Source organism: Alkalihalophilus lindianensis (assembly GCF_032843265.1).
In the GTDB taxonomy this organism is placed as follows: Bacteria; Bacillota; Bacilli; order Bacillales; family Bacillaceae_D; genus Alkalihalophilus; species Alkalihalophilus lindianensis.
The window spans coordinates 70,670-91,988 of sequence record NZ_JAWJBA010000006.1 but is presented as its reverse complement, the minus strand read 5'-3'; the positions used below and the strand labels follow the sequence as shown (position 1 = coordinate 91,988).

The window sequence follows — 21,319 nt, the reverse complement described above, 5'->3', positions numbered from 1 at the left end:
TATTCTCTATAAGAATTCACAATAAAAACGTAGCTGCTTAAGCAGCTACGTTTTTATTGTGATAATCTATTAACTATTTGAACCAATTCATCATACGAATAAGCAGGCGATACCCCTTCTAAATGAAGCAGATACTCCGCAATTTCCTTTGCATTCAAATCACATTGACCCTTTAACCCCTTCATAATTGTTTGTAAATAAGGAATAGACGGTGGGAATTCCGTCTCTACCACTGGTCTCTTTGGGTTGGTAAATGTGAATACCGGGAAGCCTTCCACTGTTCCTACATTCATCATTTTCCCATATAAACCATTCAAAGTGGCAGTTTGGTCATTTACCAAACGAGACATTTCACTTTCTACTTCTAGCAATCCATTCTCTTGTGCCATCACATCTAAATATTGTTCCATCGTAATTAAATAGCAGACAAAATTTGACTGCTTTTCTCCCCTATCAGGATCAATAAATACCGGTGCCCCTCCCCAACGATCTGAGTAATGGGCAAAATACGCTTCATAAGGCAGTTTCAATGTCTTGATCGAAGTTGGTAATTCTTTATCTCGGCATCCTCTTTCTGTTTTCGTTGAGCCTTCAGGTCTTCCACCTTGAATATAACAATAAAAACGCTGAGGGTTCATGTTTGACCCATAGCTTGCATACCAGACATGTGTTACCTTTAACACGTCCTGACTTTTCATGATTAGCTGTTGTTCATCTCGTTGCATCGTTCACACACCTTTTAATGATCATCTTCTTCTATGTAGTTCCCTTTTGAATGGGTCTTATCTTCACTCACTTCATATCCAATCTGACGAATTCTTCCTTTTCCATCAACATGATAATGGTAAATAAAACCAGGTTCATCTTCAAATGTCACTCTCAAATGATATGGATGATATTGTGGATAGGTCCGATGGTCAATCGCTCCTATATCCCAGTTTTCACTAGGATAACGATTTTCTAGATAATTGTCTAATAGCAGGGATCGTTTCTCGATTTGCCAATCTATCCAATAAGGTCTCGCGAAAAAGAATGTTATTAAAAAGATAAATACCACAAGCACTGTTATGAATCCAATTCGTTTCCATTTATAAGGGAGAAAAAGTGAAATTAAGAGTGAACCAAAGACCACCACCCCTGCTATTCCATATTCTAGAATTGTTAGAGGATGCATTGTATCACCTACTTCCTTTCTACTTAATTCGTCGTATTACATATCATCCCTTTAGTTATTTGCCTATTGCCATATCCTACTAATTAGATTATTATCTAATTAGATAAACATTAAAGGAGTTTTCGTCATGCAATTAAATCGATTAGTAAACTTCCACAAAACACTTGGGGATAAAACACGCATCCAAATCATTGCTCTTCTAAGAGATGGACCTCTTCATGGTCAAGCGATCGCCGGAAAGCTAGGCTTAACTCCCCCTACAATCTCTCATCATCTAACGAAACTAAGAGACATTGCCATCGTCTATCAACGTCGGGAAAAGAACACAATTTTTTTTCATTTAGATGAAAAGAAGCTTGAATCAATGGCTGGAGCCATCACTCGTCTTGGAAGTGAGAAGGAAGTGGATCCATTTAAAGTAGAAGATGCTGAGAAGTACAAAGTCATTCAGAACTTTTTTGATCAGGCAGGTCGCTTAAAAACGATTCCTGCACAGCGAAAGAAGAAGCTTATCATCCTCGAGCATCTTGCAAGCAAACTGAAGGTTGGGACGATCTATAGTGAGAAAGAGATCAATGAGTTCATTAAGCAATTCCATGAAGACTTCGCTACGATTCGCCGCGAATTTGTGATGTGTCAGTTTATGCACAGAGATAAAGGCCTGTATCAGTTGAATCCAGAGGAAATGTGGCTTGTGTGATGATGAGCTGCTTTTCTTTTCTCATACTAATTAGATATATATCTAATTAGCTTGCATTAAACAAAGAAAGTAGGTGAGGTTATGACCAATTGGAGTGTTTGGAAAGAAGAAAGAGAGTATCGGAAACTCTTCCTAGCCGGAGTGGTGAACGGGGTTGGAAATCGCTTTACTCAAGTTGCGGCTCTAACCCTCCTTTATCAAGTGACTGGCTCAGGAGCGGCCATTGGACTGTTATTTCTAATTCGAATGATTCCTTTTTTACTAATTGCCCCTTTGGGCGGGGTTCTCGCTGATAAATTTCCAAAAAAAGCACTGCTTATTGGTATCGACCTCTGCCGTATACCATTTGCACTTACACCGTTACTTGTTAACGAGCCAGGAGAATTGTGGATTATTTATGTAAGTGCCTTTCTATTAGCTAGTGGAGATGCATTGTATGCGCCTACACGAATGTCCTCTATACCGATATTGGTTCAACAAGAGAAGTTACTATACGTAAATGCCATTGAACAAATCATGGTCGGTGTCGTGCTCATTGTGGGATCTACTGCTGGCGGAATGGTTGCTTACCTTTTCGGCTTAGAGATTGCATTTTCCCTTAATGCTTTATCATTTTTATTGTCTGCTTATTTCTTACGGACAATCACTTTTACTAAGGATTCTCATTCATCGATTCAATCAAAACCCCCCACTCCGAAACTTCCTTCCATTCATTGGATTGTAAGTTCATTTGCCGTAATGACCTTCCTAATGATCGAATGTACGATGCCCCTAGCCAATGGAATTGATAATGTCCTCATGAGTGTATATGCACTTGATGTATTTGATAAAGGAGAGCTTGGAGTGGGGTTGATTTATGGATTTCTTGGATTAGGCTTTGTTTTAAGTTCCTTACTCTCTCCTTTCTTGAACAAAAATTTACTCGCATTCATTGTTTCTTTTATTGCTTTAGAAGGGGTTGGTCATCTATTTTTAAGTGTCGCTCCTACCTTTTCTTTAGCACTCTTATCTGTGTTGTTTATCACATTTGTCGGTGGTATTAGTAATATCTGTCTTAGCACCATCATGATGAAAGTAATACCAAAACCAAGACAAGGTATGTTCTTTGGTCTAACAACAATGATTTCTAATACAACTCTTGGAGTCACTATGGGGATTGGCGGTTTACTTGTGGAAGCTTTTGGCCCGAGAATGTTGAGTTCAGCGGTTGGTGTAGGTTACCTATTCTTCACCTTTATATATGCACTAGCTTTTTTCAAGCTTAATCTTAAGCGAGAGAAAAGAACATTAGCAAAGTCCTTACGTTAATAATCAATCATTTGACAGTTGCTTTCTTTATCAACAACTGTCAAGCTTAGAGAGATGCATTTTTGCAACTTTAGAGACCCGGAAGGTGACGTAAATGATTAAAGTTATGACCTCCCCGATTAGTGAGGGAGAATTTAATAGAGGGGTTTTCGCAACAGAAGATATCCCCAAAGGAACATTGATTCATGAAGCTCCCGTAGTACCTTATCCAAATGTCGAGCATATTTTAATCCAAGAAACTGCCTTAGCGGATTATGTGTATGAATACGGAAAGAACCATTCAGCTGTTGTGCTTGGGTACGGGATGTTATTTAATCATTCGTTCACTCCAAATGCTACGTATGATATTAACTTTGACCAACATACATTTGATTACTATGCGTACCGTGATATTAAAGCAGGTGAAGAAATATTTATTAACTATAACGGTGAGGTTGATGATGAAACACCACTTTGGTTCATGAAAGATAAGTAAGCAACACTTAAACATGAAGCTCTCTTTAATCAGAGCTTCATGTTTTTTTAGGTCTTAGTAAGTAGACGTTTGAAACCCACCTCTAGGCGGTAACGTATACATAAGCATCTCTCTATGAATAAAGTCTTAATAGTAATATAGCTTTTTTACCTATTTTTCTATGACCTATGCTAAAATGAGTGAGATTCACTTTCAAAAAAGTTCGATTGAAAAGATGCGAAAGGAACGATGAAGATGTTCGAAACTCTATTAGCTAACATTCTCTTTTTGCTATTCGGGATGTTTATTTATCTCCTTTTAATCGAATATAAAAAGACGAAAATGGGAAATCAGGCCCTCTTAGTAATAGTAGCCGCAATTATCTTAATGCTCTGTATGACCTTCCCTATTCCAATCGGTAACGGATTTATTTTTGATTTAAGGTACATTCCTTTCATTATCGCCTCGTTATATAGTGGTTTTTTCGTTGCTATTCCACTATACCTTGTCTTAAATATCTATCGTTTTATCATTGGTGGTCCTGGCTTTATGCCCTCGTTATTACTATCAAGCTTGGCACTCGTCACGATCCCTTTTTTACACACGAGCTTTCTCGCTCTCAAATCGATTAAAAAGGTGATATTCGCAACAGTTTTAGCCTTTCTTCACGTATTCTTCTACCTCTCTTCATTAAGCTTTTTCTTTAGCTCCCTTACTCGAGAGTTTTATCAAACAGCTGCTCTAGTGACTGCATTACAAACGTTTGGTACTGGCTTTGTTATGACCTTGCTCGTATTCTTTCTAAATGCACGTGAGAAACCATCTTAAAAAGAAGCACCCATTAAATACGATGAGTGCTTCTTGTGAGCCCTACTAGTTGATTTCACTCCTATTTATCTTACCGCTTATGATGTAAAAACTTACCCACGCCAGCCATATGAGCCATAAAATCCCCACGGCTTCATTAACTTCATGCATCACTTGAGAGCCTTGCATGAGAAAAAACCATGATACACTATAGCCCCCTATATGAAGAAATCCTACAGTCATCCCAAATACACCAAATGCTTTCGTCTTAAAATCTCTAGCAATCTTTTTTGAATGAATAAGTAACCATGTGGCTATAGATAGATTAGCTAGAATGTAAATACTTACGGAGAATCCGCCTTGTAACATCGTCCAGTCATAAATCAATGTCGCAAAAAGCTTGCGCTGATGCATCATTATTATTTATGAACAACTGAAATGCATATTCAACCGTTACTGCCTGTAACATTAAAGATAAGCTATAGAGAGTAAACCCTACCACTCCAGCCACTAATGCAAGCATGTTTAGTAGGTCGAATGCTGAATCTCTTTTTAGGATATAAAAGATTCCAACTGGTAAAACAATTGATAAAAGCATCATCAATGATTTACTCCCATGATCAAATCCTAGCAAACCTCTATGCTCGCTATAATAAAGAATTCCTAGTTCTGCTAATGACTGATCTTCTCCTAATAGAGGAGCTGGATAGATCAAGTGATGAGATAAATTGTAAACGATCCACCCCACAATAAACAAAACATGAAAAATCCCGACCCAGCCAATCCATTTTACTGACATATGACCCACATCCTACTGATTTATCTACAACATATAACCTCTCAATTCTACCACATATTTCTAAATAATAGAGCTCTCTCACCCGCTTCCAAATTACTTCCTATTAGTATGTTTATATAAAAATTTATTGAATATTCTCAATGTTAATATTATCCTTAAATAGAAAGAATTTTCTATTAATAACCCAACCTCTTAGATTACACACCAAGCTTCTTTAAAACAAACTATTCGATTTTTGAAGGGAGGCTTTACACTTAGTGAATGGTATGTAACGAACAAAATCTATTACTATGGGAGGCTACCTATTTGAGACGATTATTTTTAGCTCTATTACTTGTAATCTTGATGGCAGTACCTGGACAAGCTGTATTAGCAGGAAATGCGAACGCAGAGGTAAAAGATTATTTAGTTCAATTTGATGGTGCAGCACAGAAAGGGTTAGTACAAGCTTTTGGTATTGATAATAAAGATATTATTCACGAATATGACCTCCTTCCGGTCATGCATCTGAATTTAACAGAAAATCAAGCTCGTGGTCTGCAAAATCATCCTCATGTTCAAATGGTTGAAGAAAATGCTGAGGTAACTAAATTAGCTCAAACGACTCCGTGGGGCATTCCTCGTGTACAAGGGACTGCTGCACAAGATGCAGGCTTCACAGGAAATGGTGTAAAGGTAGCGATTCTTGACACGGGAATTGATCGCAATCATCCTGATCTATCAGCCAACGTAAAAGGTGGACATTCTGTTTTCACTGATTCAGCTAACGCGGATCCATTTTTTGATGGTGATGGACACGGTACTCATGTCGCTGGGACTGTAGCGGCAGTCAACAATGATATTGGTGTTATTGGTGTCGCAAACGAAGCTTCTCTCTATGCGGTAAAAGTATTGAACAACGCGGGTAGTGGTTCATATGCTGGTATTGCCGAGGGAATCGAGTGGGCAATCAATAATGATATCGACATCATTAATATGAGCCTTGGTGGCTCGCAAAGTTCTGCTATTTTAAAACAGTTTAGTGATCTAGCATATGCTGAGGGAGTGCTTGTTGTCGCTGCAGCTGGAAACAGTGGCACACGCAGTGGTAGGAACGACACAGTCGGCTACCCTGCTAAATATGATTCAGTAATCGCAGTAGCTGCTACAGATCAAAATAACCAGCGTGCAACGTTCTCAAGCACAGGTCCAGCAGTTGAGATCTCAGCTCCTGGAGTAGGAATTCTTAGCACGACTCCAAATAACAATTATGCATCTTTTAACGGAACATCAATGGCTTCTCCGCATGTGGCAGGAGTTGCAGCACAAGTTTGGCAAGCTAAGCCACATTTATCAAATGTTGAGCTTCGTAACCTTTTGAATGAAACAGCGATCAATCTAGGGTCCTCTACACAATATGGGAATGGATTAGTACAATCATTAGCAGCCATTCAGCAATAACAAGAAAGAGCGTGGATAATCCACGCTCTTTCTTTTATCTTCTCCTATATGGCCCAATATCAGATTGTTCATGTAAGTTTAGAAGCTCAGAAACCGTAATAAATTGATATCCTTCTTTCTCTAATGTTTCTAACAGCTCAGGTAAGGCTTCTGCTGTTGCTTGGTGAATATCATGCATTAACACTATGGCCCCGTTATGCACACCGTCCATGATTGTTTTATTAATTAAATCCGCATCTCTACTTTCCCAATCAAGTGAATCAACGGACCATAGGATAATATGGGACCTTAGATTACTTGCGACCTTGACCAAATTCTGATCATAAGCACCGTAAGGAGGTCACATTGTGAATGCTGGTACGCTTATGCTTCAGTAATTCGATTATTTAACTCTTAAAGTTTTGCTCTTATCTGCTCATATCCGAGCTTTGTCAATTCATGGAATGATTGCCTAGTTCATGTCATTCTTTTGCGACTTGTTTAACAAGTGCATGGTCATTTGCTGCTTGTATGCCTAACATGTAAAATGTCGCTTTCGCCTCATATTCCCTTAAAATGTAAAGTACTTCTGGTGTAACCTTTTGATGTGTTCCGTCATCAAAAGTTAACGCAACATATTTACCTTCTTCACCATACCTATTCTTATCTAAGTCAACCATAAATAGCGTCACTTCCCCCATCCCTATTAATAAGAAAACTGCAACTGCAAACCCGTTTGAACTAGTAAACCCCTACAGATTAAAATTTATAAAAACCTATCCATTTATTCATTGGATAGGTTCTCCGCTTATTAATTGTCCAAATACCGACGTCCGCTATGGTAGCTTGATGCATAACTAGATTCATCGATTTTGACGACTTCAACTGTACTTGCTGTATTAGGTGAATGAATCATCTGGCCCTCTCCAATGTACATTCCAACATGGTGAACGGCTCCTGTTCCGTGATTACGTGCGAAAAATACAAGATCTCCTTGTTGCAGGTCTTCCCTTTCTACAAATGTACCATATTGTGCTTGGATGCTGGAATCACGTGGTATTGTAATGCCGTGTGCTTTATAGATCGTATGTGTAAAGCCTGAACAATCAAATCCAAAACCAGACACGCCAGCCCATAAGTATGGTAAGTCTAAGAATAATTCACCTGTAGCAAGTAAATCATCCGCTGTCGGCTTAGGAATATCATCCACTGATTCATAAATTTCTACATCTGCACGATCAAACCATTTATTCCCATCAGATGGGGTACCTACAAGGATTTTATCTCCTTGCTCGATCATGACCGGAAGTCTTGTATTAAAGCTCACTTCCATGAATTCTTTTGATAACGAACGATCTTCATACAGAGAAGCAGTTGCCGTGGTCACTGTCGCAAAAGGACGGTTTGATAAGTCTTCTAAACGCTCATTTTTTGTCAGCTGTCCTTTAGGAACCCATCCCGGATAGCCCGATTCTTCACGAGGGGTCGGTTGACCTTCTACTGAAATCTTTACCCAGTCACCATCTTCTTCTAATACATTTACTCTCATTCCATATGAAGCTTGTGTTTCTAATTTCCCGACTAACCAAAGTTTCTCCTCATATGACATATCATTTGTCCACTTCCAATGATCCACTGGATTAGACACTGCTGGTGCATCAATCGGACGATCAAGATTCGGCTGTGCCCACACAGTTAACACCGATACATCAACAAAAGCAATATCCCCTTTTTTTACCTCTTTTGCCAAACCAGGTGGTGTTAGAACAAATCCAGCGACCATGACCATCAAAAGCATAAGCAACCATTTTCTCATCTGTTTTACCCCTCTCAATTTTTATTTATAGTGAAAGCCTTGACTCAGCTGACTTGCGGCATGAAACAATCCAACCTTCATAAAACAAGTTGCTTTGGTTGTCTTCCTCTTTTAACCAAAGCGGGGCATCTAGTTCCACCATTGTAATATTCGAGTGGGCACTGGCCATAGCTGTGATCGGAGCAAGCAAAAGATGTGAATCCATCATGCTGCCAACCATACAAGGCATTCTTACGGTTTGAGCAATGTCTGGTCTGCAATTGCTCTTGCTTCATTTATTTGTTAAATTTTCATTTTGAGCCCCTCCCTCTTAACGGAATAGTTGATTATAGAACAAAAAATCCAGCTAAGTTCTAGGAGAGAACTTAGCTGGATTTTATCCTGTAAGGGGCAAAGCAGCTTACAAAGTATGTATTTGATTAAACTTTTGGCTTGCATGACGAAAAGAAACAATTACAGCTTTCTGAGAAGATCCGTGATAACTTTCTTCAATTGCCTGTATCACTTGATCAGTATCACGCATATTCTTTCCAACAAATAAATGTCTTATAAATGAACTCGTGATAGATAAAATCGACGTTGCTTCAGCCTCGATGATTTTACCAGTAGTGCGATCGACCACAAACCCGATAAAGAAAACTTTATACTGTTCTGTTATCGGATTATTTGATGGGGACTTTGCTTCTCCAACTAGATAAATCGAATCTTTATCAAACATGATTTTCACCTACTTGCCACTTACTGATTGATCACAGGAAGCTTTGCTTATATGTGATCAGAGTAAATGGATATCTGAAAATTATGATATCTTATTTCCCCGAAGTAAACAAGCCTACAAATGATATATTTTTCAAATGGGACAGAGTTACCTTATTGGTTTTAATAATGAGTGTAGAATGTATCTCACCTAAAGCCACCAGTCAATTATTAAAATCTCACGATCTCAAGCACACTTATACCTGCAGCTCTACTTTCTTCATCCGTGGATTCGGGTTATAACGTCTGCCTGCTTTCGCTTCTGGTTCACCATCTAGCATCACATTATCCCCTGTAAAGCCAATCGTGAGCTTTAAGAGGCTCCCGCCAACACCGTACACATCTACGGGCGCATCATTCTTTTCAAATTCTTTAATGCGATCAGCAGAGAAACCACCACTGACGACAATTTGCACGTGATGAAAGCCTTCTTCATTTAATGCTTCTCGTAATGCTTTAACGAGTGGAATATTCACACCTCGTGGGTCAAAGCTACCTAAAATATGCTGATTACGAATGAAGTATTGATCAATCATTGTTCTTGATGTATCAATCCGTACACCTTTTAGTGTCTCACCAAATTCACGAGCGACCTTTAAAGAATCTGTAATCACATCATTATTATAATCCACAAGCGCAATCAGATCATCTTCTGGATACGTGGCATGATATGCCTTCGACGCTTCTACGACATCTCCGTTAAACAATTGAATTAAAGCATGAGGCATCGTGCCAAGACCTTTTTCGCCCCACCACTCATTCATCGCATGTGTCGCTTGAGCGGACATCCCGCCAATAAAGGCAGCATAGCCATCTCCTGCTTGATTGCTAAAGTGATCATCCCGGTCTCCCATAAAAATAACTCGTTTATGTTTAGCTGCTGATACAACTCTGTACACATTTGTTGCGACACTCGTTCGTCTTGCTAAAATACCGTCGATAATGCCTTCAAGGTAGCCAAATTTATGATACGAACCTCGAATAGTTAAGACGGTTTCAAATGGCCTAATCTGATCACCATCATGGAGGGCATGAATTTCTAGCTCATCTGGATCTTCAGCAAACGTATGTAAAAGAGCAATTGACTCATCAATCCCACATAGAACGGCTTCCTCTTTTTGAAAAAACTGCATCGTTACAACTTTATCAGGCTTGTACTTCTTAGCTATTTCTTTTGTTTTTAAAAAATAGACGGCTGAATACCATCCTTCTTTGATTCGTTTATCAAATTTAAAAGTTCGATTGGTTAGCCTAGAAAGCTCACCTTTCATCTTCATTTCGATTTCTTTTTTCATTGTATGCCCTCCATCTAGTGGGTTGGCTAGCCTACTTAGTTTAAATGATTTATAGCCGTTATTCTTTCCAATATGTATGAAAATTATCAAGGTACCCTTATTCGAAAAGGGAGATTTGAGGGTCTTTCCGGCAGCAATGAACGAGCATCGCATGAAGTTGGCCTCGATGGTGGTACAGATGAGCGACGATCTGAAGAAGCCATTCATATCTTGAATAAGTCGCTCCCCAATACGAAACCATCTTCTCTTGCAACTCTCTATCTGTATACGTCAGATACCTCTTTTCTAAAAATTGATAGTGATTAATAAGCGCCCCTTCTATTTCTTTGATCGTATGAAAAGAATGTTCACTGTAAAACGCTGACATCTCCTCTTCTGTTGCCCCATTACTAATCTTATAGTCTGCCTTAGGGAGGAGGGAGATGTGCTGAAGTAATTCACCAATCGAGTATTTCATGTCTGTTGGGCGACTTTGTAAATCATCGCTATTAAGCTCATGCATGATGGCAATGATCGAATTGATCGCAATCTGAATTTGATGAAGCGCACTTTTACAATAGGCATTCATCGAAAGAACCACCATATATTTATAAGGGCAAAAACAATCAAAGCCCAAGCTAACACTTGCCAATAAGCTTTTCTTCTCTCTTTATGCATCTCAATGCCCCTTTATCTAAAATTTCAAACTAATTACTCACTTCAACATCCTCTCGTAAAATCCCTCCTAAAAAAGCACCTTACATGCCGTAAGATGCTTTTCCTTTTTTTGTTGTGGGTTCACAACTGTTTCATTTATCAACTTTATTTATTTGAATCCTTCTAAAATTATAGGAAGCGATTTCATTTCATCGAGTTTTTGTAAGTTTTTCAAAGCCCCTTAAGAGGTTACTTTTGAACTCCGCTTCCAACTAAACCATTCTCCGTGACCATCTGTTTCGGCTACTCTTTCACTCTGGAACGTACCGTTTTGATAGGAATCCAGATGAAGATCGCCATCACTCATATTATTGTACAAGTGGTAAATATCACGTCGTTGACCGATTTCTTTTATTGTTACTTGTAGACGTTGCTTGACCTCTTGTGGCATTTGGTTGGCAACATGAGTATGGAATACACAAATGGCAGCATCATCCGATATGTCAGCCACGATGGATGGGAGCAATTCTACTCCATCTCCTTCTATTAAATGCAATGACTCTTTATTTTCCGCTACACACATTGCTGCAGCATCGAATAAGGCTCTTCTCGTATGTTGCTCAGGCCAAATAAGAGCTTTAAGCCATAGATAATCATCTTCATTTGTTAGGTCATTAATGTGAAGGTCTATCCCATATCGAGCCTCAATTTGCGGACGATCCTTAAGCAACGCCGGTACATTCTCGCCTTTTACTTGTGAATGAATATGGACAGGTGAGTTTAGGTTGCCAAACTCTTCTGTTTCTTCATAGGAATAGCGATAATAATCCCATAATAACTGCAAACCAGCACTCGTACCAATTTCAATTAAAGCAAGTGGACGTTTCGCCTTTTCATAAATTGCCGAAAAACTCGGATACAAATAGCTACATCTTCTTACTTCATTCGTTTGCACCAACTTTGTTTGAAGAAGTGTCTGTATTTGTTCTTTATGGTTCTCACAGAACGTTTTAAAAGGAATGAATGCCTCTTTTGTACGTTTCGGTTGGGCAACTAAGCTCGGGTAATAGTCTGCTAGTACATCCTTCTCTCCACTTAACAAAAGATAATGAACTGCTCCAAAGAGAAGGTTAGGAACTGGCTGGCCAGCTCTTGCATGTGAGCATAGTGTTAATAACGCTTCGTCTTTAGCAATTTCTTTTGATAATGTCTCATATAGTACACTTCGGCCCGCACATTCTACATTGGCAAAAATAATAAATCGTTTTGAAAGTTGATTAATATCCATACTTGTCCTCCCAGGATGTATAGTCTTCTTTTATACATTCGATTTACTTACCCTAATATCCTTTTTAAAATGAAAAGAAGGAGCTGCCATAGGCAACTCCTTTGTTAGTACTTTTTAATATCTTCTAGCTTCAATTAGACGATTAATCCATGCAATATCATCATTCATTTCATATGTGACTACTACATCATCCATCACTGTTGCAAATACTCCTTCTCCTAAATAAATGGCAACAAAATCCGCCCTGCTTCCATCTGGCTCTTCGCTGAAGAACATCATATCGCCTCTTTCTAGTTCTTCAATGTGGATCCAATCCCCGCTCGAACGAAGAGTGTGCAGGTTGCCTGATAATTCAATGTTCGCAGCTTCTTGATAAACACTTTGAACAAATTCAATAGAAGATCCAGTAAATGATACCCCGATAAATCTTTCCGTTAGGGTTGCCACGGCTTCAAGATCTCCGTTCGTTTTTTCATATGTTCTTGCCCCGTAGAACCTCGGAGGCCAATACGTACTCACAGTCAGATCAACAATAGTCACTCCGTTTGCCTGAGTTGCGATCACCATTTGATTATTTCCTATATAGACAGCAGGAATTAATGAGGACCCCTCAAAGAATAATAGATCTCCTACCTCCGCATCTTCAAGCGAGATCTCGCTGCCTTCTTGCCATTGCTGGCTACCATAGCGAGGAAGCTCAAGTTGATATGCCTGTTTATAGATGTATTGGACAAGTCCTCCTGTATCAAACCCTTGATCCGGATCAGCTCCCCCTAATTGATAATGGCTTCCAAGTACTTGATAAGCCTCATAAATAGCTGGATTATCTAGGCGGACTGAAAGATTATCAAAACGCTTAACCCCTGTAAAATGTTCACGCCAATACGAATTCATATAGGAAATCGTAGTCATTCCTTCTTCACCAGTTGCATGAATCATATAATCGTCCCCTAAATAAATAGCGACATGTGAGATCCCTTCTTGCCATGTGCCTGAAAAATAAAGAGCATCTCCAGGTCTGATATAGTCATCAAGGGAGACATCTTCTATATTTGTGCCTTTTGATAGAATCGTTTCTCCTACTTCCCATTGTTTATAGCTGATTCTTGGGAGGTATATTCCTTTTGCTTCTCTAAAGGACGTTTGAATTAAGAAAGAACAATCAAATGCATCTAGTGTGCTCCCAGTCATAAGGTAAGGAGTCCCCATATAATTCATTGCCTCTTGGATGACTGGATTTTCATGAGCTACATACGTTTCAGGGTTGGATTTTTTTAGAATTTCTTCGGTGTAACGTACTGCCCCCACATAACGATCTGCATAATAGGTATGAAACTCTAGATGACGTTCCTGCACCCCTTCTGAAGTAGCGGTTATGAACTGATCATCCCCCGTATAGATACCGGTCAGCCACTCCTCATTATTTAAAAAGAAAACAAGATCTCCTTCTTGAAGCTCATCGCGTTCAATTTCAAGACCGGCCTCAAATTGTGGGAACGAAAGCTTTGAGAGCCAGCTCCCTGTTACTTCCCGATAGACGTAATAAGCAAATGACCCTGTATTAAAGCCATCTTCTGGATTATCTCCCCTTCTATTATAAGGACTCCCAATTAAAGAACGAGCTTTCTTTACAATTTCGTTTGATGAAGAAGGCGGAGTGAGATTTTCTTCGGTATAGCGTTTGGCACCAACAAACGCCTTAGACCAGTACTCACTCATGATTAAATTTCGTTCTGTTATTCCCTCACTTGTTACAATCACAAAGCGGCCATTTTCTATATAAATTCCTGACATTAAATATGTCCCTTGAAAAAAGACCACATCACCAGGCTGTAACTGATCTTGATTCACCTCTTCTCCAAGAAGCCATTGATCACTAGCGGCTCTTGGAAGCGCGAATCCTTTTGCTTCATTAAAAACATATTGGACAAACTCTGAGGTTATAAAATCTTGTTCATTGACTCCAACCATGTCTAACGCTAGTTTCGCTACAGGCTCCTCTATCGTAATGGAGTCTTTCATATATCGATTAGCTCCGATATAAATTCCAGACCAATAACTACTGCTGTTCAGATTCACTTGTGCTATCCCTGAACTTGTCACAACCACAAATTGACCGTTTCCGATATAAATACCTGACATTAACGAGCTTCCTTGAAAGAAGAGCACATCACCAGCAACTAAATCATCACGTTCAATCTCCATTCCAATCAACCTTTGATCTCGTGCAAAGCGTGGAAGGTCAATATTTTTCGACTTAGCATACACATACTGAACAAATTCTGAAGTGATAAATCCTTGATCATTAGGGCCGATCAAGTCTACTGCCAACTGAGCAGCTGGGTCACCGGCTTCCTCTGCTAGGTTTATAGAAGGATTAAAGCTCACCATCCATAACAAGATAAAGGTAAATAATAGAATATTTTTCAACAAAATCCCTCCTTTTTGTAAATCATATTAGCTTCACTCTCTAATGTCTTTAGTCCATTTTGATCCATTAAAAAAATGAAGCAAAATACTTGAAAGTCAGAAAAGGTCAAAGTATAATAAAGTCAACAAAGGTCAAAGTAAGTCAAAGTCAAACTCTGACCTTTCTTTTATCAATTTAAAAACTTAAAAACAGTCTTCACTTAATCTGAACTATAAAAATCGAGGAGGTTATGTAAAATGAAATGTCAAAACTGCGAACAACGTCAAGCAAGCGTGAATGTAAGTCTTCAATTTAATCAAGAGAAAAAGCAATTTAAGTTATGTCAAACATGCTATCAAGAAATAAAAACACAGAGCGGGATTCCAACAGGATTCGGGCATGGATTTTCTCATATGCCTTTCGATGATCTCTTTAAACAATTCACGAATCCTTCGATGAATGCACAGGAGCCTCCACAACACGCCCCTAATAAACAAGCGATGGGTGGTGGCACTAAAGGTGGCGGTTTCTTAGATCAATTTGGTCGAAACTTAACTCACGCAGCAAAAGCAGGCTTAATTGATCCAGTCATCGGACGTGATGAGGAAGTAGAACGTGTTATTGAAATTCTTAATCGTCGCAATAAAAACAATCCGGTGTTAATCGGTGAGCCAGGTGTTGGGAAAACGGCGATTGTAGAAGGATTAGCATCAAAAATTGTAGAAGGTAACGTCCCTTCAAAACTTTTAAATAAAGAAGTGATTTTATTAGATGTTGCCTCCCTTGTCGCGAACACTGGGATTCGTGGTCAATTTGAAGAACGAATGAATCAGTTGATTGCCGAACTGCAACAACGTAAAAATGTGATGCTTTTCATTGACGAGATTCACTTACTGGTCGGGGCTGGTTCTGCAGAGGGATCGATGGATGCAGGAAATATTTTAAAGCCAGCACTCGCCCGTGGAGAGCTACAAGTTGTTGGGGCAACTACACTTAAGGAGTACCTCGAGATTGAAAAAGATGCGGCACTTGAGCGTCGCTTTCAACCGGTGATGGTCAATGAGCCGACTGTCGAAGCTGCAATTGAGATCTTAAAAGGCATTCAAGGGAAATACGAAGATTATCATAAAGTAAGCTATACAGAAGAGGCAATTAACGCATGTGTGAGCTTGTCACATCGTTACATTCAAGACCGCTTCTTACCTGATAAAGCAATCGATCTACTGGATGAAGCAGGATCAAAATTGAATCTACAAGCAGGTGTAACAAGTCACGAGGATATCGAAGCTCGTTTAGCTGAGCTTACCAAAGAGAAAGATCAAGCCTTAAAAGAAGAAAAATACGAAGTGGCGGCTACATTACGTGATGAGGAAGAATCACTCGTTGCCCGCCTGAATGATACGGATGAGTCAAAAGCAGTCGTTGAACCTGCTCTGATTGAAACGATCATTGAAAAGAAAACAGGCATTCCGGTTGGGAAGCTTCAAGCGAATGATCAAGAGAAAATGAAACACCTTGCTGATCACTTAGCCGGAAGCGTCATTGGACAAGAAACGGCTGTTCAAAAAGTAGCGAAAGCTGTTCGTCGTTCTCGCGCTGGCCTTAAAGCGAAGCACCGTCCAATTGGTTCGTTCTTATTTGTTGGACCAACTGGAGTCGGGAAAACGGAGCTGACAAAGTCATTGGCGAAGGAACTATTCGGAACAAAAGAAGCGATGGTTCGTCTTGATATGAGTGAGTACATGGAAAAGCACTCTGTCTCTAAACTAATCGGCTCACCTCCAGGGTATGTTGGACATGATGAGTCCGGTCAATTAACAGAGAAAGTTCGTCGCAACCCGTATTCTATTATTTTGTTAGACGAGATTGAAAAAGCGCACTCAGATGTTCAACATATGTTCCTACAAATTTTAGAGGATGGTCGCCTAACGGACAGCCAAGGTCGTACAGTAAGCTTTAAAGATACCGTGATCATCATGACAAGTAACGCAGGAGTCGGTGTGAAGAAGAAACCACTTGGCTTTGACGCAAGCGATGCGGTAACTGAAACATCGATTCTAGATGCGCTATCAGCCTACTTCAAGCCTGAATTTTTAAACCGATTTGATGCGATTATTGAATTTAATCAACTCGACAAAGAAAGCCTTGTGAAGATTGTGGACCTCTTACTCACTGACTTAGAAAACACATTAGCGGAACAACGAATCTCGATCACTGTGACCGAAGCGGCAAAAGAAAAAATCGCTGAGCTTGGATATCACCCAGCATTTGGAGCACGTCCGCTACGTCGCGTGATTCAAGAGCACTTAGAAGATCAAATTACCGATCTCCTATTAGATGACGAAAGTATTGGAGCTGTTTCCGTCGATATCTACGAAGATGCGATAAACGTGACAAAAGGCTAGGAGACAAAAGTAGAGCACCTGAAGATTCAGGTGCTCTTTCTATGTAGATTCCCTTCTGTTGTCGTGGCTACTAACACCCGAAAAAGTGTATACCAACCAATATAAGCGCCTGTAACTAAAAACCAAGGATTTAAAAAAATGCCATGAATGCTTGTCATAAACACCTCATGATCTCTTAAGATCGTATGTATTGCACTTGCTGTAATAAAGCCAAACGTAACAAACGCTACATATGCTGCACCATTAAACACCAATCTCCCTACATACCAAAAACGATCTACAATTAGCATAAGAACCGGAACAAGAACTATACCAAATACTATTAAAACTTTCATCTATTCACCACCAACTTTAAATAGTGATTCATTTTAATAGTATAGGCAGTGCAAGCTAGGGTTAAACCTCTTCACGCCTCATAGTGGTTGAAGCGAATCATAGAAATGATCCCTAAGATAGGACCAATCGCAAGAAGGATGAACACCCACTCCCATCCGAGGAAAAGCTGTGCGTATGGAATGAGATTAATAGAGAAAATGGTGATCAAAAACCCGACACACATTTGAAAGGTAAGAGCCGTTCCTATGTATTCAACATCGGCAAATTCTGAAACAGCTGCTGAAAATTGTGCTGAGTCGGCGATCACAGAAGCTCCCCAAATGAGCGCGATTATCCACGTTAGCCAAATCGATTGACCGAATGTAAATCCAATTGCCACACAACAAGCCGCACTTATTGCCATTGAATAAATTGTTAAAGGACCTCTCCCAACCCTATCAGCAACAAGTCCCCCAATCAGACTGCCTATTGCACCAGCAATTCCGATCGATAGAAATGAAGCAAAAGCTACAAAGGCGGTTGAAGTTGTCGGTGAATTAGTTAGGAAACTAGCAGCCAAAAACAGTGGAAGCCAGGTCCACATCGCATACAGCTCCCACATATGACCGAAGTAGCCATAGTTAGCTAACATAACTGGTCTGTTTTTGATGACCTTTTTTAATAAATGAAAGGAGAAAGATGCTTTCTTTTGTGCAACCGGAGCATCTTCCAATAGCCAGTAGACAATACCTGCTGCCGCTAATGCAAGGAAAGAGCTTGTCATAATGACGAGCTTCCAATTAACAGCAGAAAAGATCGTGACAAAAAACTGTGGGAGAGCAGAGCCAATTGTTAAAGCCGCTATTAAAACGCCGATCGCAAGACCTCTTTTTGTCGGAAACCATTGAGACAATAGCTTCACCGCCGTTGGATAAACGCCTGCTAATGTCATCCCCGTCAGTACTCTCACGATGATTCCGATTGCAGCATGGTCCGTCCAGAGCAATAACCCATTTAATACCGCACCAATTAGGGCTGATAATGCAAAGACCTTTCTCGCATTAAATCTGTCGGCCAATCCAAAGTACGCACTAATCAGTGCACCAATCACAAAGCCAGCTGGAACAGCAGCTGACATCCAGGCTGAAACAGAATCCCCGACCTTCCAAACGTTGATCAGCTCCAGGGCTACAACCGAGCCACTGAACCATAAGCTCAATGCACATAACTCAGCAGTGGCTATCAACACTAATGCCTTCCATTTGCCATTCATTTCTCCACTCCTTTCTTCTATATTCCTACTCTAAGTGTACTAAAGATCCCCTTTATTCAGTCAAAAAAAGTGCTAACAATCGTAAGTTAGCACTTTTTCTACCTATTAGAATCCAAACAATACAGTCGATACAAGGCCATACCCTATTACGATGAGTATAGTGTAAAATACACCTAACCAGCTTCTTCCGCCTTTTTTGCGTAAGATTTCTTCATGTTGCTCGCGGTTTGAGTCCATTGATGTGATTTTTTCGATTTGTTTTCTAGCATGGTGACGATACATATAATTGCCAAAGAGTCCTGTTGTCACTGCCATCCCGAGTCCGACAGAGTTATTTAACCTCAACATCAACGCTTCATTTCCTGGATCTGCTACTAAAAAAATAAACAGGTCGATCACGAGAAAAATTCCGATGATTAATAAGACATTCCCATACATTTTACGATAGCCTAACCAGAACAAGCTTAAGAAAAAAGCGGCAAAATTCCATGACGTTTGATTGTTCTTTTCATCAATTTTTGCCCATTTCTTCTCATAATAAGACGAGTATTTCTTCCCTACATATACTGCAAGTTGATCGTCCTTTTGGCCCAACTCTTCATTGGAAACAGTAACCTCACTCATTCAACTCTTCCCCCCTCTTCTGACATTGATAAGGTATAGTACCCTTATTCATACAGAGATAATCCATATTTTTCTATTACAAGATAGTACGTTATCGCTATTCTCTCTGGATGTAAAGTGATGATGGTAAAAATAGGTTGATAGGCTTGTATGACGCGTAATATCCCTGATCTGCACATATTAAATAAAAATCTATAGACCTAGGCATAATGACCCAGAACTAACTGACAGAATAATTTGACGAAAATTCCTCCCTACTTTATTGTGGTATAGAAGGGTCATTCGTAGAAAAAGTTAAAGAAGGAGCGAGTACTCATGATCACCCCTGTAGCATTTAGACAACAAATTAGAGAGCAACAATTCACCTCAAGTACAGCAGGCTACTGCCAAGAATTCGTACAAGCCAATCTCGTTATCGTCCCGAAACAATATGCATTCGATTTTTTCCTTTATACATTCAGAAATCAGAAAGCTTGTCCCGTCATTGATGTTCTAGAGCCAGGCCAAGTAGAATCTCTTCTAGCGAAAGCCTCTGATATTCGTACAGATATCCCGAAATATCACATTTATGAAGGTGGAACATTTGAAAAGGAAGTGGAATCGATTGAAGCTATTTGGGAGGATGATTTCGTCTCCTTTTTAATCGGCTGCAGCTTTACATTTGAGAGTGAAATGATTAAAACAAACATCCCACTTAAACACATCGAATTACAAAAGAACGTCGCCATGTATCAAACAAATATCGAAACCGTTGCCGCTGGACCTTTTTCTGGACCACTTGTTGTATCAATGAGACCCATAAAAAAAGAGCTTGTTCAACTCGCTACTTCGATTACTGAGAAGTATCCGCAAATGCATGGTGGCCCCGTCCATATTGGCGACCCAGCGCAAATTGGCATTAGTGAAATAGAGAAGCCGGATTACGGTGAATATGTTGAGATTGCAGACGATGAAGTACCAATCTTTTGGGCATGCGGTGTCACTCCACAAGCAGCAGCTCAAAACGCTAAGCTTCCGATCATGATTACCCATGCACCAGGGCATATGTTTATCACAGACTGGACGAATGAGGAATTATTAAATAAAGACTCGTAAGGAATGGACGTCCCTTACGCTCGCTTCAAAAAAAAACAAACAGGATGGAGCCTTATAGCCCATCCTGCTTGTTTGTATTCATCTAGCTTCCTTTTAAGTAATTGTGCAGGGTCTTATGCTGTGATGATTTTCCAAAGGAATGAGTGACTTGCCAAATTTTATCGACTTCATTTCCATTAATCTCTGCATCAAGGTCATGGAAGATTCGATGTAAATAGCGCAGAGCCATCGCATCTCGACTTTCTGCGACATACATAAACGCACGAGCATTCTTCATATCATTTTTAACATGTGAGTCGGCAAAGCCTTCATTATATAACCAATTAATATCATCTCTTAATTGATTCCATTCTTCTTCAGAGATCGTTGACTCGTAGTTTAAACTATCCGCTCTACCCCACCCTGCTAATTTGTTTAAGTAGGTATGTTGTGTTGCGATGATTTTATTTGCCTTCGTTTCTTGCCCTGGCTGATAAGCAATCGCTTCCTCATACTCTCCGTACTGTAAAGTCACTAGAAAGTCCGCTTCTTGTGCCATCAATTCTGGGTCTGGATGGTCACTTATTTCAACAGGCTTTTGATCATACTCACCATCTTCATCGTCTTCAATGACTTCTTCTACCTGTTCTTCTGCTTGAACGATTACCTCTTCTTCAGTTGGTGTTCCAAACATATAATAAGAGACTGCCCCTCCCACCACCAATAGAGTCGTGACCGCAGCTACAATCATTCCTTTTTTAGCCAT

General features: G+C 39.7%; 23 protein-coding genes. 7 read left to right on the top strand and 16 right to left on the bottom strand.

What is annotated here, in order from left to right; genetic code table 11:
* Nucleotides 1-53: 53 nt before the first annotated feature.
* Nucleotides 54-725: a hypothetical protein gene (locus RYX56_RS16605; RefSeq protein WP_317123162.1), complete on the bottom strand. Its 672-nt coding sequence runs from the start codon at nt 723-725 to the stop codon at nt 54-56.
* Between the two features lie 14 nt (nt 726-739).
* Nucleotides 740-1,174, bottom strand: coding sequence for a DUF3139 domain-containing protein (locus RYX56_RS16600; RefSeq protein ID WP_317123161.1), 435 nt, complete (start codon nt 1,172-1,174; stop codon nt 740-742).
* A gap of 127 nt (nt 1,175-1,301) precedes the next feature.
* Here RYX56_RS16600 and RYX56_RS16595 point away from each other — a divergent pair, with 127 nt between their 5' ends.
* The 4 genes from RYX56_RS16595 (at nt 1,302) to RYX56_RS16580 (ending at nt 4,464) form a co-directional block, all read left to right on the top strand.
* A complete protein-coding gene (locus tag RYX56_RS16595) occupies nt 1,302-1,874 on the top strand; it encodes a DUF2087 domain-containing protein (protein ID WP_317123160.1) in 573 nt (190 codons plus the stop codon).
* 81 nt (nt 1,875-1,955) lie between these two features.
* Nucleotides 1,956-3,182: an MFS transporter gene (locus tag RYX56_RS16590; RefSeq protein ID WP_317123159.1), complete on the top strand. Its 1,227-nt coding sequence runs from the start codon at nt 1,956-1,958 to the stop codon at nt 3,180-3,182.
* A 94-nt stretch (nt 3,183-3,276) separates the two neighbouring features.
* Nucleotides 3,277-3,657, top strand: a complete 381-nt coding sequence (locus tag RYX56_RS16585; RefSeq protein WP_317123158.1) for an SET domain-containing protein — start codon at nt 3,277-3,279, stop codon at nt 3,655-3,657.
* 228 nt (nt 3,658-3,885) lie between these two features.
* A complete protein-coding gene (locus RYX56_RS16580; RefSeq protein WP_317123157.1) occupies nt 3,886-4,464 on the top strand; it encodes a LytS/YhcK type 5TM receptor domain-containing protein in 579 nt (192 codons plus the stop codon).
* A gap of 355 nt (nt 4,465-4,819) precedes the next feature.
* Here RYX56_RS16580 and RYX56_RS16575 read toward each other — a convergent pair whose 3' ends face one another.
* Nucleotides 4,820-5,242, bottom strand: a complete 423-nt coding sequence (locus RYX56_RS16575) for a hypothetical protein (protein WP_317123156.1) — start codon at nt 5,240-5,242, stop codon at nt 4,820-4,822.
* A gap of 306 nt (nt 5,243-5,548) precedes the next feature.
* On the opposite strand from RYX56_RS16575, the gene RYX56_RS16570 reads away from it, so the two are divergent.
* Nucleotides 5,549-6,682, top strand: a complete 1,134-nt coding sequence (locus tag RYX56_RS16570; protein WP_317123155.1) for a S8 family peptidase — start codon at nt 5,549-5,551, stop codon at nt 6,680-6,682.
* A gap of 34 nt (nt 6,683-6,716) precedes the next feature.
* Here RYX56_RS16570 and RYX56_RS16565 read toward each other — a convergent pair whose 3' ends face one another.
* The 9 genes from RYX56_RS16565 to RYX56_RS16525 all read right to left on the bottom strand — a co-directional run bounded on the left by RYX56_RS16565 (nt 6,717) and on the right by RYX56_RS16525 (nt 14,882).
* Nucleotides 6,717-6,995: a polysaccharide deacetylase family protein gene (locus RYX56_RS16565; RefSeq protein ID WP_317123154.1), complete on the bottom strand. Its 279-nt coding sequence runs from the start codon at nt 6,993-6,995 to the stop codon at nt 6,717-6,719.
* A gap of 148 nt (nt 6,996-7,143) precedes the next feature.
* Nucleotides 7,144-7,353 (bottom strand): polysaccharide deacetylase family protein, encoded by a 210-nt coding sequence (locus RYX56_RS16560; protein ID WP_317123153.1) that lies wholly within the window; start codon nt 7,351-7,353, stop codon nt 7,144-7,146.
* Between the two features lie 119 nt (nt 7,354-7,472).
* The gene (locus RYX56_RS16555) at nt 7,473-8,477 is read right to left on the bottom strand and encodes a C40 family peptidase (protein WP_317123152.1); all 1,005 of its coding nucleotides are present in this window, start codon (nt 8,475-8,477) and stop codon (nt 7,473-7,475) included.
* A gap of 25 nt (nt 8,478-8,502) precedes the next feature.
* A complete protein-coding gene (locus RYX56_RS16550; RefSeq protein WP_317123151.1) occupies nt 8,503-8,697 on the bottom strand; it encodes a hypothetical protein in 195 nt (64 codons plus the stop codon).
* A gap of 180 nt (nt 8,698-8,877) precedes the next feature.
* Nucleotides 8,878-9,195 carry a DUF3870 domain-containing protein gene (locus RYX56_RS16545; protein ID WP_317123150.1) on the bottom strand — a complete coding sequence of 106 codons (318 nt, stop codon included), beginning with the start codon at nt 9,193-9,195 and terminating at the stop codon, nt 8,878-8,880.
* Nucleotides 9,196-9,430: 235 nt separating this feature from the next.
* Nucleotides 9,431-10,528: a nicotinate phosphoribosyltransferase gene (locus RYX56_RS16540; RefSeq protein ID WP_317123149.1), complete on the bottom strand. Its 1,098-nt coding sequence runs from the start codon at nt 10,526-10,528 to the stop codon at nt 9,431-9,433.
* A 97-nt stretch (nt 10,529-10,625) separates the two neighbouring features.
* Nucleotides 10,626-11,096, bottom strand: coding sequence for a DinB family protein (locus RYX56_RS16535; RefSeq protein ID WP_317123148.1), 471 nt, complete (start codon nt 11,094-11,096; stop codon nt 10,626-10,628).
* Between the two features lie 309 nt (nt 11,097-11,405).
* On the bottom strand, nt 11,406-12,452 hold the full coding sequence (locus RYX56_RS16530; protein WP_317123147.1) for a DUF2332 domain-containing protein: 1,047 nt from the start codon (nt 12,450-12,452) through the stop codon (nt 11,406-11,408).
* Between the two features lie 114 nt (nt 12,453-12,566).
* Nucleotides 12,567-14,882 (bottom strand): NlpC/P60 family protein, encoded by a 2,316-nt coding sequence (locus tag RYX56_RS16525; RefSeq protein ID WP_317123146.1) that lies wholly within the window; start codon nt 14,880-14,882, stop codon nt 12,567-12,569.
* Between the two features lie 237 nt (nt 14,883-15,119).
* Between RYX56_RS16525 and RYX56_RS16520 the strand changes: the two genes are divergently transcribed.
* Nucleotides 15,120-17,267, top strand: a complete 2,148-nt coding sequence (locus tag RYX56_RS16520; protein ID WP_317123145.1) for an ATP-dependent Clp protease ATP-binding subunit — start codon at nt 15,120-15,122, stop codon at nt 17,265-17,267.
* A gap of 26 nt (nt 17,268-17,293) precedes the next feature.
* On the opposite strand, the gene RYX56_RS16515 is transcribed toward RYX56_RS16520, so the two are convergent.
* From RYX56_RS16515 to RYX56_RS16505, 3 genes are all read right to left on the bottom strand, one after another.
* On the bottom strand, nt 17,294-17,602 hold the full coding sequence (locus RYX56_RS16515) for a transposase (protein WP_317123144.1): 309 nt from the start codon (nt 17,600-17,602) through the stop codon (nt 17,294-17,296).
* 71 nt (nt 17,603-17,673) lie between these two features.
* Nucleotides 17,674-18,855, bottom strand: coding sequence for an MFS transporter (locus RYX56_RS16510; protein WP_317123143.1), 1,182 nt, complete (start codon nt 18,853-18,855; stop codon nt 17,674-17,676).
* Nucleotides 18,856-18,960: 105 nt separating this feature from the next.
* Nucleotides 18,961-19,479, bottom strand: coding sequence for a DUF2628 domain-containing protein (locus RYX56_RS16505; RefSeq protein ID WP_317123142.1), 519 nt, complete (start codon nt 19,477-19,479; stop codon nt 18,961-18,963).
* 315 nt (nt 19,480-19,794) lie between these two features.
* On the opposite strand from RYX56_RS16505, the gene RYX56_RS16500 reads away from it, so the two are divergent.
* The gene (locus tag RYX56_RS16500) at nt 19,795-20,574 is read left to right on the top strand and encodes a putative hydro-lyase (RefSeq protein ID WP_317123141.1); all 780 of its coding nucleotides are present in this window, start codon (nt 19,795-19,797) and stop codon (nt 20,572-20,574) included.
* Nucleotides 20,575-20,656: 82 nt separating this feature from the next.
* Here RYX56_RS16500 and RYX56_RS16495 read toward each other — a convergent pair whose 3' ends face one another.
* The gene (locus RYX56_RS16495; RefSeq protein ID WP_317123140.1) at nt 20,657-21,319 is read right to left on the bottom strand and encodes a hypothetical protein; all 663 of its coding nucleotides are present in this window, start codon (nt 21,317-21,319) and stop codon (nt 20,657-20,659) included.